The sequence below is a fragment of the Paenarthrobacter nicotinovorans genome (assembly GCF_007670255.1).
GTDB classification, from domain to species: Bacteria; Actinomycetota; Actinomycetes; order Actinomycetales; family Micrococcaceae; genus Arthrobacter; species Arthrobacter nicotinovorans_B.
Genome location: NZ_SZVS01000003.1, coordinates 288,705 through 302,222 on the forward strand (window position 1 = coordinate 288,705; position 13,518 = coordinate 302,222).

11 protein-coding genes and 1 tRNA gene are annotated in these 13,518 nt (G+C 62.6%); 3 read left to right on the forward strand and 9 right to left on the reverse strand.

Annotated features, from left to right (window positions below; genetic code table 11):
- Positions 1-45: 45 nt before the first annotated feature.
- Positions 46-618: a DM13 domain-containing protein gene (locus FDP28_RS06660; protein WP_144659922.1), complete on the reverse strand. Its 573-nt coding sequence runs from the start codon at positions 616-618 to the stop codon at positions 46-48.
- Positions 619-733: 115 nt separating this feature from the next.
- Between FDP28_RS06660 and FDP28_RS06665 the strand changes: the two genes are divergently transcribed.
- On the forward strand, positions 734-1,927 hold the full coding sequence (locus FDP28_RS06665; RefSeq protein WP_144659923.1) for an SLC13 family permease: 1,194 nt from the start codon (positions 734-736) through the stop codon (positions 1,925-1,927).
- Here FDP28_RS06665 and FDP28_RS06670 read toward each other — a convergent pair.
- The gene (locus FDP28_RS06670) at positions 1,924-2,592 is read right to left on the reverse strand and encodes a DUF1684 domain-containing protein (protein WP_144659924.1); all 669 of its coding nucleotides are present in this window, start codon (positions 2,590-2,592) and stop codon (positions 1,924-1,926) included. The two genes, FDP28_RS06665 and FDP28_RS06670, sit on opposite strands and share 4 nt — an antisense overlap.
- Before the next feature lie 54 nt (positions 2,593-2,646).
- Here FDP28_RS06670 and FDP28_RS06675 point away from each other — a divergent pair, with 54 nt between their 5' ends.
- Positions 2,647-3,513: a hypothetical protein gene (locus tag FDP28_RS06675; RefSeq protein WP_144659925.1), complete on the forward strand. Its 867-nt coding sequence runs from the start codon at positions 2,647-2,649 to the stop codon at positions 3,511-3,513.
- A 72-nt stretch (positions 3,514-3,585) separates the two neighbouring features.
- Complete coding sequence (locus FDP28_RS06680) at positions 3,586-4,392, forward strand: transglutaminase-like domain-containing protein (RefSeq protein ID WP_144659926.1); 807 nt, start codon at positions 3,586-3,588, stop codon at positions 4,390-4,392.
- On the opposite strand, the gene FDP28_RS06685 is transcribed toward FDP28_RS06680, so the two are convergent.
- The 7 genes from FDP28_RS06685 to bcp all read right to left on the reverse strand — a co-directional run bounded on the left by FDP28_RS06685 (position 4,389) and on the right by bcp (position 13,461).
- Positions 4,389-4,850: a MarR family winged helix-turn-helix transcriptional regulator gene (locus FDP28_RS06685; protein WP_144659927.1), complete on the reverse strand. Its 462-nt coding sequence runs from the start codon at positions 4,848-4,850 to the stop codon at positions 4,389-4,391. The two genes, FDP28_RS06680 and FDP28_RS06685, sit on opposite strands and share 4 nt — an antisense overlap.
- Positions 4,850-5,974: an LLM class flavin-dependent oxidoreductase gene (locus FDP28_RS06690; protein ID WP_144659928.1), complete on the reverse strand. Its 1,125-nt coding sequence runs from the start codon at positions 5,972-5,974 to the stop codon at positions 4,850-4,852. Before FDP28_RS06690 ends, FDP28_RS06685 begins: the two co-directional genes overlap by 1 nt.
- 139 nt (positions 5,975-6,113) lie before the next feature.
- Positions 6,114-9,332 carry an efflux RND transporter permease subunit gene (locus FDP28_RS06695; protein ID WP_144659929.1) on the reverse strand — a complete coding sequence of 1,073 codons (3,219 nt, stop codon included), beginning with the start codon at positions 9,330-9,332 and terminating at the stop codon, positions 6,114-6,116.
- A 67-nt stretch (positions 9,333-9,399) separates the two neighbouring features.
- On the reverse strand, positions 9,400-10,905 hold the full coding sequence (locus FDP28_RS06700) for a malate:quinone oxidoreductase (RefSeq protein WP_144659930.1): 1,506 nt from the start codon (positions 10,903-10,905) through the stop codon (positions 9,400-9,402).
- Positions 10,906-10,984: 79 nt separating this feature from the next.
- A complete protein-coding gene (locus FDP28_RS06705) occupies positions 10,985-12,646 on the reverse strand; it encodes an ABC transporter substrate-binding protein (protein WP_186313540.1) in 1,662 nt (553 codons plus the stop codon).
- Between the two features lie 206 nt (positions 12,647-12,852).
- Positions 12,853-12,934 (reverse strand) — tRNA-Leu (locus FDP28_RS06710).
- 53 nt (positions 12,935-12,987) lie between these two features.
- Complete coding sequence (gene bcp, locus FDP28_RS06715) at positions 12,988-13,461, reverse strand: thioredoxin-dependent thiol peroxidase (RefSeq protein ID WP_144659932.1); 474 nt, start codon at positions 13,459-13,461, stop codon at positions 12,988-12,990.
- Between the last annotated feature and the right edge of the window lie 57 nt (positions 13,462-13,518).

The following is a 13,518-nucleotide window of genomic DNA, read 5'->3' on the forward strand; positions in this document are numbered from 1 at the left end:
GTCGCATGGTTCGTCCATGACGCGCAGAGCGGACCTCGCAAGGCATTAGGCGAGCGGGGCCGATCCAAATGCCACGCTGAAGCGATCACACCATAGGACCACCGAGGCCAGGTCTGTGATGTCTGTTCCCGCCGGGATGGCATAGTTCTGGTTGCCGTGCGTGGCCTTGACCGCACCCAGGTCCACGTAGCGTCCCCCGCGGTACTTGTACCAATCGCCACCGGCCTCCAAACTGCTCAGCCACACTTTGACATCGGGGCCGTCGCTGCTGGCCAGGCCTTCCAAACGGAGCACGTGGCTTCCATCCGGGAGCTTGAGCACCTGTGCCGTACCGGTGGTCGAATGTTCCTGCGACTGGAACATGCCCGACCTCACAACAAGCGGCCCGTCCACCAGGGTGGGTCCGCTGCGTGGCGCGGTGGCATCGGGTGATGGTTGCCGCGGCGTGGTGACCCCCGACGCCGTGGCAACCGGCAGGGCTTCGTCCAGGCTGCTGCTGGTAAAAAGCCGCCACGGCTGAAACAGGAAAGCCCCGAGTACGAGAATCATGAAAGCCACCACTCCCGCAACGGACGCGAGGGCCTTGTGGGACCGGATCGACCTCCGGAGTCTGTTCATGATTCAAGGCTAGGCATCGCGGAAACCCAAGGGGAGGGCCATTGCTTACGATACCGTGACGCCGTCTCCGCGCCGCGCGGGAATCCCGTCAGGTGCGGGGCTTAGAATCCTGCTCATGCGTCTGGCGATAATTGGACTGGTTCTCCTTGTAGCGGGTGGGGTGAGCGTAGCTACGGGTGTGCTGCCATGGCACGAAGTCATGGTCCTCGTAGATCGCGTCGCACCAATTTTGGCGTTCGTCGTCGCGATGACCGTGGTGACCGAGCTCGTCAGTGAAGCCGGCACGTTTCAGTGGATCGCGCGGCGCCTGCGCCGGTGGGGGCGCGGGCGAAGCGTCCTGCTGTGGTTGCTGCTGGCTTTGTTTGCGGCCCTGAGCACGATCTTCCTGTCCCTGGACACGACAGCAGTCCTCCTCACCCCGGTGGTTGTCACAGTGGCCCGCCAGGCGGGGCTCCCGGTCCTGCCCTTTGCGCTGACAACGGTATGGCTGGCCAACACGGCCAGTCTGCTGCTCCCGATCTCCAATCTCACCAACCTCCTTGCCCAGCACAATCTGGGTGGCATCACACCAGCACAATTTGCGCAATTGATGTGGGCACCGTCGCTGGCGGCCATCCTGGTGCCCCTGGCGTTCATTGCCGTGGTGTTCCGCCGCGAGCTGCGAAAGAGCTACGGCCTGGATGCTTCCCGTCCCGCGGCAATATCCGAGGCAAAGGCTCCCGACCGGCTGCTGCTGACAGGCAGCGCAGCAGTCCTGGTGCTGCTGCTGCCGGCACTGGTGTCGGGAATCGCCATCTGGATTCCGGCAGCCGTCGCCGCTGTGGTCCTGGCCGTCCTGTTCATCATCCGCCGCCCGGCCGTCCTGAAGATCACGCTGATTCCCTGGTCCCTTCTGCTGTTCACCTGTGGGCTTTTCCTGGTGGTCGAGGCCACCCAATATCTGGGCGCGTCGGCGTTGCTCGGCCAAGTGGCAGGCCAAGGCGATGGCTTCTTCGAACTCCTGAGGCTCGCGCTGACCGGGGCTCTGGGGTCCAACGTCGTCAATAACCTGCCGGCCTATCTCCTGGCTGAACCTCTGGCGGGAACGCCGGAAAGAATGGCTGCACTGCTGGTGGGGGTCAACGCCGGTCCCTTGATTGCGCCGTGGGCCTCATTGGCTACTTTGCTCTGGCATGACCGGCTGGTGCGCATGAACGTGCTGGTGAAATGGCAAGGCTATGCGGTGATGGGGCTGCTGGTGGCACCACTGACCATCGTTGCCGCTGTTGCTGCGCTCGCAGTCTTCGGGCCGGGCGGGTTGTTCGGCTAGCCTGCGTACAGCTCGCCGACAGGAACGTCTGCGGCCAGCCGGTTGGCTGGCCCGGCAAGGGGGCATGCCCAGGCTTCGTTGTACGCGCAGGACGGGTTGTAGGCGAAATTGAAGTCCAGGATGAACTCCTGTCCGGTAGCCGTTTCCTTGGTGCCATGGAACGAGCCTTTGACGGTATCGAGCAAGTACCTGCCCGCCCCGTAGCTGCCGCCGGGCTTCCCGGCTGTCGCGTCACGGAAAGGTACGAAGATGCCGCCGCCGTAGCTCCTCAGCCGCCACACAGCCAGGGAACCCAGCCCGGGCAGTTCAAAGGTGCCGATCCGCGTGAAGGGAACCACGCCGTCGGTGCCGGTCTGGACATTCATCTCCTGGCCCACGCCCTCGGGGAGAAGCCTGGCGTGGAAGCGGTAGGCGGGGTCGTATCCGGCGGTCCGCAGGCCGGAAAAAGAAGCCTTCATGTCCGGCGTCAAGGCTGAGGCAGGATGTGAAGCAAACATAAGATCCCGCTCCTGGCGCCAGTAGTCGTGGGCCTGCCGTGGACTCGTCTCTGCGAGTTGACGCACTTTGTCGTAGAGGGCGAAGGTCTTCAGGCGCCAGTCAGCGATATCTACCGCTGACATCGTAGGGAGGGTGTCCTCGAATTCGTCGTGCTCGGTGGGGGCCATAGAGCAAGCCTAGTCCTGTGCGTGTCGTGGCCTCCCCACCGCTAGGCTGTGCTCATGACCGGCACGAGGAACCTCGAAGGTATACCGCTGAAACTTGCTGCAGCGGCTCTGGCAGGTTGCCTGGTGGCCGGCGCGGCGGGCTGCTCGTCGGAAAACAAGGGGCCGCAAGTGACCTCCACGGCGTCGTCCAGTCCCAACAGTTCCGAATCGGGGACAGGCAGCCCTGAAAGCACGACGGCGAGTCCCGGCAGTGACGCTGGTCAGCCCTCGTCTTCGGCTGCTTCGAGCGGAACAGACGCCCCTTCGGGATCTTCAAGTGCGGGCCCGCAACCGGTACCCACCGCCCTTTCCTGGAAAACCTATACTGATCCGGCCAAGAGCGTCAGCTTCGAGCTTCCCAAGGATTGGATTGCCCAGTCTGCCTCCCCGGACGCTGGTTCTTTGGCCGGAGCAGTGAAAGTGGAGGTCAAGGACGGGGCAGGGAAGTACATCGCCACGCTACAGACGGGATTGGCCCCGGCCACTGCGGCGCCTTGCCCGGCCGGACAAGGAAAGCCCTACGTGGTGATCAGCAGCACGCCCTTGGATGTACCGCACTCGGACGGACCCGACACCATCGATCCGCGCGTTGTCTTCCGTGTCATCCAGGGCTATAAGTTCTTCGGCTCCTACGGCATCACCAACAAGGTGGCCGGTGCCGACGGCCAGTCGTGTGAACTGGCAAACCGCGTGCAGGGGCCGGCAGGCAAGGGCGATTATTCGTTCGGGGACGTCCCTGCCCTGCATGCCTTCGCCGCAGATGAGAAAGTCGCTCCGGCAAAATCCTTTGACACTTTGGACCTCGCTGCAAAGTACGTGGCCCACTATTCTGAATTCGCCAACGTCCAACGGATGCTACTGTCTCTGAAGGTCAATCTGTAGTCCTCGGATTGGCTCACTCACACATTTGGCGGCGATGGGGGCTGACCGCCGCAAACCCAGTGTCGGAGATCAATGGAACGCAACGTTGCTGCCTCGCTCGTTTTCAAGACCGCAGCCAACACCAAGGTGGCCATGGCCATTGCCGTGGCCAACAACCCCGGCTATGACTCGGTCACCGAGAACCTGTCGGTCACGGTGGCGGGGGAGGAGCTTCCCATAGCTGAACTCAGTGACCATCACGGGGGTCGGTTCCACTATCTTGAGTTTGCCGAGCCCAGCGAGGTGACTGTGGAGTACGCGGCAACCATCCACGGCAACGCGTTGCCCGATATATCTACCCCGATGGAACTAATCCGGTACGTCAGGCCCAGCCGCTATGCCGAATCCGATCGGCTGTTGCCCACCTCCTACGCCGAGTTCGGCACCCTTAACGGGGAAGAGCTGCTCCACGCCGTCCGTGACTGGGTCCATGGTGAACTCCGTTACGTCAGCGGTTCCTCGCGGGGAACGGACGGAGCCGTGGAAACGCTGCTCCACCGCAGGGGAGTATGCAGGGATTTTGCCCACCTCGCCATTGCACTGCTGAGGTCCAAGGATGTCCCTGCACGCCTGGCGGCCGTTTATGCGCCGGGACTGACCCCCATGGACTTCCATGCCGTCGCCGAGGCGTACGTTGACGGTTCATGGCGGATCATCGACCCCACGGGCCTGGCGCCCCGCGAATCCATGGTCCGCATCACCGCCGGGCGGGATTCTTCGGATACGGCGTTCCTCTCCACTGTGGGCGGAAGCCTCTCGCTGAAGACCCTCAAGGTCAGTGCTTCAGTCAATGGAGAGCTCCCGGCGGAGAACCACCGGGAGCTCGTGACCTTGCGCTAGTGTCCGGCCACGGAGGCGCGCAGCTTCTCCGTCAGTCGCAGCAGCTCCCGCTGCTCGTCGGCCGTGAGGGCGGGTGCCACCAGCGTGGCGATGTCGCGAACGTGTTCGCGCCCGATGGTTTTTTGCAGTTCGCGCCCGGCGTCGGTGAGGGCCAGCAGGACCCCGCGACCGTCGTCGGGGGCGGTTGTGCGCTCCACCAGTCCTCGCTTTTCCAGGCGGTCAACCAAACGGCTCAGGCTGGACTGGCTCAGCAGTACCTTGTCGTTGATTTCGTTCAGGCGAAGCTGTCCGGAAGGGCACCGGGACAAGGTGAACAGGACGTCATACTCCTTGACGGGCAGTGCCTTGAAGGCCGGCCCGGACTGAAGCTTCCGCATCACCGCCACCTGGGAGCGGAACAAAGACTCCCAGGTTTCGGCGGCGAGGCGAACGGCAGATGAGGCCGATGGCGTGGACATCAGGCGTCCTGGCCCGCAGCACCTGCCGCTGCTGATTCGCTGACCTTGGCCTCCAGTGCCGCTGCCACGCGGGAAGCGTGGGTGGGGGCGTCCGGCACGTGGGCGGGCTTCATGGCGGCGTACTCCTTGCGCAGGACGGGCAGGACCTCCTCGCCGAAGAGGTCCAGCTGCTCCAGGACGGTCTTCAGGGGAAGGCCGGCGTGGTCGATCAGGAACAGCTGGCGCTGGTAGTCGCCGAAGAACTCGCGGAAGGTGAGGGTCTTCTCGATGACCTCCTGCGGGCTCCCCACGGTCAGTGGCGTCTGGGACGTGAAGTCCTCGAGCGACGGGCCGTGGCCGTACACCGGGGCGTTGTCGAAGTAGGGGCGGAATTCCTTCACGGCGTCCTGTGAATTCTTCCTCATGAAGAACTGACCACCGAGGCCCACGATCGCCTGGTCGGCCTTGCCGTGTCCGTAGTGCTCGTAGCGCTCACGGTAGAGGCCGATCAGCTGCTGGTAGTGCTCCTTCGGCCAGAAGATGTTGTTGGCGAAGAAGCCGTCACCGTAGTACGCAGCCACTTCGGCGATCTGCGGAGTACGGATGGAACCGTGCCAGACAAAAGGCGCGACGTCGTCGAGCGGCCTCGGCGTGGACGTGAAGTTCTGCAGCGGCGTGCGGAACTTGCCCGACCAGTTGACGGTGTCCTCGTCCCACAGCTTGCGGAGCAGGCTGTAATTTTCGATCGCCAGTTCGATGCCGTCCTGGATGTTCTTGCCGAACCAGGGGTAGACGGGGGCCGTGTTGCCGCGTCCGAGGACCAGGTCAACGCGGCCGTCCGACAGGTGCTGAAGCATGGCGAAATCTTCGGCGATCTTCACGGGGTCGTTGGTGGTGATCAGCGTGGTGGCAGTAGAGAGCGTGATGCGCTCGGTCTGCGCCGCGATGTAGGCAAGCGTGGTGGTGGGGGAGGAAGAGAAGAACGGCCGGTTGTGGTGCTCGCCCAAAGCGTAGACATCCATGCCGATCTCTTCGACCTTCTTGGCGATGGCAACGGACGCCTTGATGCGTTCGTTCTCGGTGGGCGTGCGGCCCGTTGTGGGGTCAGTCGTGATATCGCTGACGCTGAATACGCCGATCTGCATGATGTGCCTTTCTCCCTGCCCGTGGTGCCGGGCTCTGTAAACAGTGTACCTCAAACTAGATGCATTTGCATGTATCAGTGCCTGTAACAGAGCAGGGCCGGGAAATGTTCCCGGCCCTGCTTCGAGGTTTGCTGTGTGTCTACTCGCCCGGATTGTGGGCGGCGCGGCGGCCCTTGACCCGAGGAATCATGCCTGTGGTCCAGTCCTGGAACTCCTCAGCGCCACTGGATCCCTGGCCATTGCTTCCCGGGTCCGGTGTTGGCTTTTCCTGCAAGTCCTTCAGCAGCTGCTTCTTCTCCCGGCGCCCTTCCACGAGTTTGTAGAGCACGGGAACCAGCACCAACGTCAGGGCGGTGGAAGAGACCAGCCCGCCGATCACCACGATCGCCAGCGGCTGCGAAATGAAGCCACCACCACCGGTCAGTCCCAACGCCATGGGCGTCAGGGCAAATACCGTGGCGAGGGCGGTCATCAGGATGGGACGCAGACGCTGCCGGGCGCCGTGGGTGATGGCATCGGAGACGCTCATGCCCGGGCGGCCCTCGTGCGGCTTCCTGTACTGGTTGATGAGGTCGATCAGGACGATCGCGTTGGTGACGACGATACCCACCAACATCAGCATGCCGATCAGCGACGGCAGGCCCAGCGGAACGCCGGTCAGCAGCAGGAGACCGACGGCGCCGGTTGCTGCAAAGGGCACCGAGACCAACAGGATCAGGGGCTGGATAAGGGACTTGAAAGCAGCCACCATGATCACGTAAACGATGGCGATCGCCGCCAGGAGGGCCAGGCCCAGTTGGCGGAACGACTCCGCCTGCTGGGTGGTTGCCCCGCCAATGGTTGCGGTGACTCCGGCAGGCAACTGTACGGACTTCAGCCGCTCCTGCACCGCGCTGCTGACACTGCCGAGGTTGGACCCCGACGGCGTGACGGTCACCCGCGCTGTGCGCTGGCCGTTGCTGCTGGTGATGGAAACAGGAACGTCCACTTGTTCGACGGCGGCAATCGTCTCGAGCGCGACCCCGCCCTTGGCTGTGGGAAGCTGGAGCGCTTTGACGGCCGCGATGCTGGTGAAACGCGTTCCTTCGCCGATCTGGACAGGATAGTCGTCGGTGTCGATCCGGACGGTACCGGCTGGGATCGGGCTGACGGTGGAAGCCAGGAACGCACCCACTTGATCTTCCGTCAAGCCCGCGGCTACAGCTTTGGCGCGGTCGACGCGCACCTGGACCACGGACTGCGTGGACGCCAGGTTCGTCGCGACCTCCGTGCTGCCGGGAACACCGTCCATGGCCTTGACCATGGCATCACTGGCAGTTTTGAGGTCGGACGAGTTGGCGGCCTTGATGGTGATATCCACTGTTGAGGACGTGCCGAAGCCACCTTGCTGGGAGCCAACCGTAATCTTGCCGGCAGCCGCTGACAGCTTGCTGCGGACTTCATCCTGGAGCTTGCCTTGGTTGACCTTCTCGTCAGTGACGATCGTGAACGTCGAGTTTGATGCACCTGTGGAGGTGAGGGCCGCAAAGCCGGTCTGGGCATTGCCGGAGGTGACCTGGACATCCTTGATGCCTTGGATTCCCTTCAGGGAGTCCTCCACCTTTGCTGCCTCGTCGCTGGTGGCCTGCAGGCTGGTGCCGGCAGGAAGGACCTGCCGGACAGTCATGCTGTTCTCACCCGAGCGGCCAAGGAGGTCCGTGTTCAGCAGCGGGGAAACGGCGACGGTGGCCACCAGGATCACCGCTGCTGCGGACAACGTGATGACCGGATGCTTTTGGGTTTTTGTCAGGATGGGAAGGTAGCCGCGCTGGAGTCGGCTCCGTTGCTCCGCCTCACGGGCCTTTTCCCCGGCTTCCTTGGCGGAAGCAGCCGAAACAGCACCCTTGGAGGGGGACGACAGGAACCAATAGGCCAGGACCGGGACGATGGTCAGGGAAACCAGGAGCGAGGACAACAGCGCTATGGTCACCGTCAACGCGAAGGGACGGAAGAGTTCACCTGCGAGGTCGCCCACGAACGCGATCGGTAGGAACACGGCCACCGTTGTAAGCGTCGAGGCAGTGATGGCTCCTGCGACCTCACGGATGGACGTCAGGATGGCCGTCAGCTTGGCTTCGCCGTAACTGAGGTGCCGCTTGATGTTCTCGATAACCACGATCGAATCGTCCACCACGCGGCCGATGGCTATGGTGAGGGCTCCCAAAGTCAGGATATTCAACGAATACCCTGTAGCCGAGATGCCGATGAACGTTATCAGCAGGGACAACGGGATGGACACGGCCGTGACCAAGGTGGAGCGGACGGACATAAGGAAAACCAGGATGACGGCCACTGCGAAACCCAAACCAAGGAGGCCTTCAGTGGTGAGGTCCTTGATGGATTTTTCAATGAAGGGGGCCTGGTCGAAAACAGGCGTGAAAGTCGCGTTGTTGCCCAGTTCCTCCTGCATCGGTCCGATGGCATCACGGACAGCATGGGAGATCGCGACAGTGTCGCCGTCGGGCTTCTTGGTGACGGACAGCGCCAGCGTCGGTTTTCCGTTGGTGCGCGTGATGGAGGTGGCGGCATCGTCCTGGATGCTGACCTCGGCCACGGCTCCGATGGTGGCGGCTTTGCTGGTTCCCGCCAGGGGCAGTCCCTTGATGACGTCCAGGGAGTCCACGGGACTGCCGAGCTGCAGGGACAACGTCTTGCCCTGGTCCTCGATGGTGCCGACCGGAACCAGGGTCCCGTTGTTCTTCAGTGCGGAGCTGATGGATTGGACCGAGGCGCCCGTGGCTGCGAGATCAGCCTGGCGCGGTTTGATGAGGATGTGCTGGCTGGCGCCGCCGGTCACATCGGCGCCGCGAACGCCGTCGATCTTCTGCAGCCGGGGCACGCTGAGCCGCAGGAGGTCGGCGTTGAGTTCACTCAGGGGCTTGTCCGACGACACGGCCAGGTAGACGATCGGGAAGTCACTGATGTTTCCCGCGATCGACTGGGGCTCGACGTTGGCGGGCAACAGGCGTTTGGCGTTGGATATGGCCCGGTCGATCTGGTTGCGTGCCCGGTCGAGATTGGACCCGTAAGTGAACACCATGGTGATCTGCGAGACGCCGTTGCGTGAAGTGGACGAGGTTGATTCAAGTCCTTCAACGCTGTTCAGCGCGGTCTCAAGGGGCCGGCTCAATTGCTTGTCCACTACCTCGGGGGAGGCGCCTGGCATGGAGGTGACAACGGTGATCTGGGGGAACTCGATCGATGGGATGAGTTCCTGCTTAAGCGAGCCCATGGTGATCACGCCGAACACCGCCGCAAAGACGGTGATCAGCGCGATCAGGGCCCGGTTACCCAGGGACAGCTTGGCCAGGCGGAACATTGCATCGACTCCTGTGGTCTACGAAACGATTCGTCTGACGGGAACCGGCCGCAGCCCCGGGTGTGGCCTAGCTCTGGATGGCGCTGGCCACTTCCAGCTGAAGCGACCTGGCTGTGCTGGCTTCCAGCTCAGCGGCGAGGTCCGGGTTCTCGTTGAGCTTGACGCCGTAGCCGGGCATCATGTCCTTGAGCTTGGACTGCCAGCCCTTGAAGTTCTTGGGGAAGGACTTCTGCAGGAGTTCGATCATGATCGGCACAGCCGTGGATGCTCCGGGCGAAGCACCCAGCAGGGCGCCGATGGAGCCGTCCCGGGAGGCGATGACTTCGGTGCCGAACTGCAGGACGCCGCCCTTTTGCGGGTGCTTCTTGATGATCTGCACGCGCTGGCCGGCAGTGATGAGTTCCCAGTTGCTGCCCACAGCCTCGGGGTAGTACTCGCGCAGGGACTCCACCTTGGCCTCGTGCCGCTTGGCAACCTCCTTGATGAGGTAGGCCGTGAGGTCCATGTTGTCCTTGGCCACTGCCAGCATGGGGATGATGTTGCCGGGGCGGATGGACAGCGGAAGGTCCAGGTAGCTGGAGGTCTTCAGGAAGTTGGTGGAGAATCCGGCGTACGGGCCAAACAAGAGCGAACGCTTGCCGTCAACAAACCTGGTGTCCAGGTGGGGGACCGACATGGGAGGGGCGCCCACGGAGGCCTGGCCGTAGACCTTGGCGCTGTGCTGGGAGGTGATGGCCTCATCGGTGCAGCGGAAGAACTGACCCGAAACCGGGAAGCCGCCGTAGCCCTTGCTTTCCGGGATTCCTGAGGCCTGCAGGAGGTGGAGCGCGCCGCCGCCGGCGCCAACGAAGACGAACTTGGCGTGGATACGGCCATGCTCGCCGGACTTGGCGTGCTTGATGGACAGATCCCAGCCGCCACCGGCCGCACGGTTGATGTTGGTGACATCGTGGCCGTAGTTGACCTCGGCGCCGCTGCTTTGCAGGTAGCCGGTCAGCTCACGGGTCAGGGCGCCGAAGTCGACGTCGGTGCCTTCTGCCGCGCGGGTGGCGGCAACACGCTGCTTACGGTCGCGGCCCTTGACGATCAGGGGCGCCCACTTGGCGATCTGGTCCTGGTCCTCGGTGTACTCCATGCTGCGGAAGAGCGTGTTGGGCTTGAGGGCCTCGTACCGGGTCTTGAGGAATTTCGCGTGGTCATCGCCAATGACGAAGCTCATGTGCGGAACAGTGTTGATAAAGCCCTTGGGGGAGCCGATCACGTTGGTGTCCACCAAGTGGGACCAGAACTGGCGCGAGAGCTGGAACTGCTCGTTGATGTGGAGCGCCTTGGAAGGATCCACCGAGCCGTCCTTGGCTGCGGGGGAGTAGTTAAGCTCACACAGGGCAGCGTGTCCGGTGCCGGCGTTGTTCCACGGTCCAGAGCTCTCGAGCCCTGCTTCGTCGAGTCGTTCGAACAGGGAGATGGTCCAGGTGGGTTCAAGTTGCTTGATGAACGCACCAAGGGTGGCACTCATGATTCCGCCGCCAATAAGGACGACGTCGGCATGTTGAGTCTTGGAAATGAAGGTCACGATCAATCTCCGATAGCGGCGGCACTGGCTGTCACAGAATATCCCCGCGCAGACCCAATACTGAAATTGTGGGGGTTCGTCAAGACTTTAGGCGGACGTTCGTGAAAACTTCGTTGAGGACCGGTGAAGCCGGGTACCTTTCCACCTTGTTGGACAACGCCAGGGCCGAGATGGGGAAGGCGATGGGGACGGCCGGTACGGAGGCTGCGATCTCGGCATTGATGGCCTGGTATTGGGCGTTGCGCTCATCGCCATCAGGCATGGCGCGGGCACGCTCGATTTTGTGGAACACTTCCGAATCGGTGTAGCCGAACTCGGCCCGGGTCTCGCCGAACAGCGGCCCCAGGAAGTTGTCGGCATCGGCGTACGAGCCGTTCCATCCGAGCAGGTGCAAGCCGCGGTCACCGGCTGACTGGACCTTCTGGAGGTAGCCGTTCTCCCAGTCGATGGGTACGGGTTTGATGTTGAAGCCCACTGCCACGAGCTGGCGGCTGATTTCGGCGTAGATCTTCTCGGGGGTGGGCATGTACGCCCGTGTCGCGTTCAGCGGGTAGTAGAACTTCAGTTCCTCGCCCTTGTACCCGGCCTTCTCCAGCAGCTGCTTGGCTTTATCGGGGTTGTAGCCCAGTGAAGGAGCGTTGTTGTTGAAGCCACTGAGTTTTGGTGGCACGAACTGTGAAGCCTGGGCCGTGTTGTCGATGAAGAACTTCCGGATCAAGGATTCCTTGTCCACGGCCATCTCAATGGCCTGGCGGACCTCAAGCTTGTCCAAGGGGGCTACAGCCTGGTTGATTCCCAAGTACATGACCGAGAACGGGTCCCGCTGGATGATCTGGACACCCTTCTTGACCAGCTGGTCGAAAGTGGCAGGCGTCACCAGGTCATAAGCATCGATTTTTCCGTCGAGGAGGGCCTGTTGCCGTGTTTCGGCGTGATCAAAAGGAATGAAGTTGATGGTGGCTATCTGGCCCCTGTTGCCCCAGTAGCCTTTGTAGCTTTGAAGGGTGATCTTGTTCTCGTCCCAGGTTCCAAACTGGTACGGGCCGGTCCCCACCGGGTGGCTGGCATAGGCCGAAACGGCCAACCCGTTCCGGGTCTGGTCAAGGACGTTGGCACGCTGGGATTCGAGGGCGGCAGGCGAGGACATGGCGAAGGCCGGGAGCGTCAGGGCTTGCAGGAAACCCGTGAACGGCCTCGTCAGGTTGATCTGCACATCCGTAGGCGAAACCACTTTGCAGTCCTTGAAGATGGAAAACACGGGTTCATCGGAGTAGGCCTTGAAGACGCCCTGGAACGAGATTCCCGGCGCTTGCTTGCGGAGGTCGGCAGGGAAAGTGAACCAGCGGTTGAAGTTTGCGCAAACTGCGGCGGAATCGAAGGGTGTTCCGTCGTGGAAGGTGACTTTGGGCCGGAGCGTGAAGTCATAGGTCAGCCCGTTGTTGCTGTCCTTCCACTCGGTGGCCAGCAGGGGAGTTGTTTCACCGGTTGATCCGTCAACGCCCACCAGCCCTTCGAGGACCTGGCGGGTGACGCGGTAGGACTCGGAGTCGGCCGTCATGGCCGGGTCAAGGCCCAAGGGCATCGAGCCGGTGCCGAAGTTGAACGTGGCAGTGGGGTCGGCGGCAGGAGTGCTGCTGGCCGACGACGACGGAGCCGGACCGGGCGTTCCGGTGCAGGCCGTCAACGCCAAAACGGCAAAGACGGAACCCGCCCTGAGCCACTGCACGGTCAGGCTCCGCATTTTGCTGCTTGCCACTCTTGTCCCCTCAAGCCGGTGTGAATGCCGTGGCCGACTTAGGCCAGACCGCGTTCCAGTCTAGTTGAACGTCCTGAATGCGCCTCCCAGCGCTTTTTCAGCCAACCAAGCACCTGGATATGGAAAACCCCCGGATCTGCATGTGCGCAGCCGGGGGTCCCTATGGCTCAAAGCCACGATGTTTCATGCTGTGCGCAAGGGGGGACTTGAACCCCCACGCCCGAAGGCACAGGAACCTAAATCCTGCGTGTCTGCCAATTTCACCACTCGCGCTGGCTGGCAGCGGCTTATGCAGCCGGTGCCATATACGGCCTCAAGTGTACCCGCTACTTGTCCAGCTTGAGGTCCCGGCGCAGCTTGGCCACATGGCCGGTGGCGCGGACGTTGTACTGGGCCAAGGACACTTTTCCGTCAGGGTCGACCACAACGGTGGAACGGATCAGTCCCTGGTAGGTCCGGCCGTAGTTCTTCTTTTCCCCCCATGCACCGTAGGCATCAGCCACGGCGTGTTCCTGGTCGGACAGCAACGGGAAGGTGAGTTCTTCCTCCGAGGCGAACTTGGCCAGGGCATCGACAGGATCGGGGGAGATCCCTACTACTTCATAGCCGGCCGCCTGCAGGGATGCCAGAGAGTCGCGGAAGTCGCAGGCTTCCTTCGTGCATCCAGGCGTTGAGGCCGCCGGGTAGAAATAGACGATGGTTTTACGGCCTTGGAAGTCGGACAAGCTGACGCTTTTGCCCGTGGCGTCCTGCAGGGTGAAGTCCGGTGCGGCGTCGCCCGGGATAAGTCGTTCAGCCAAAATATGCTCCTTGGTTTCGGTCGCGGTTTCCCATTTTAGACCGCAGAAGCCGCGTCT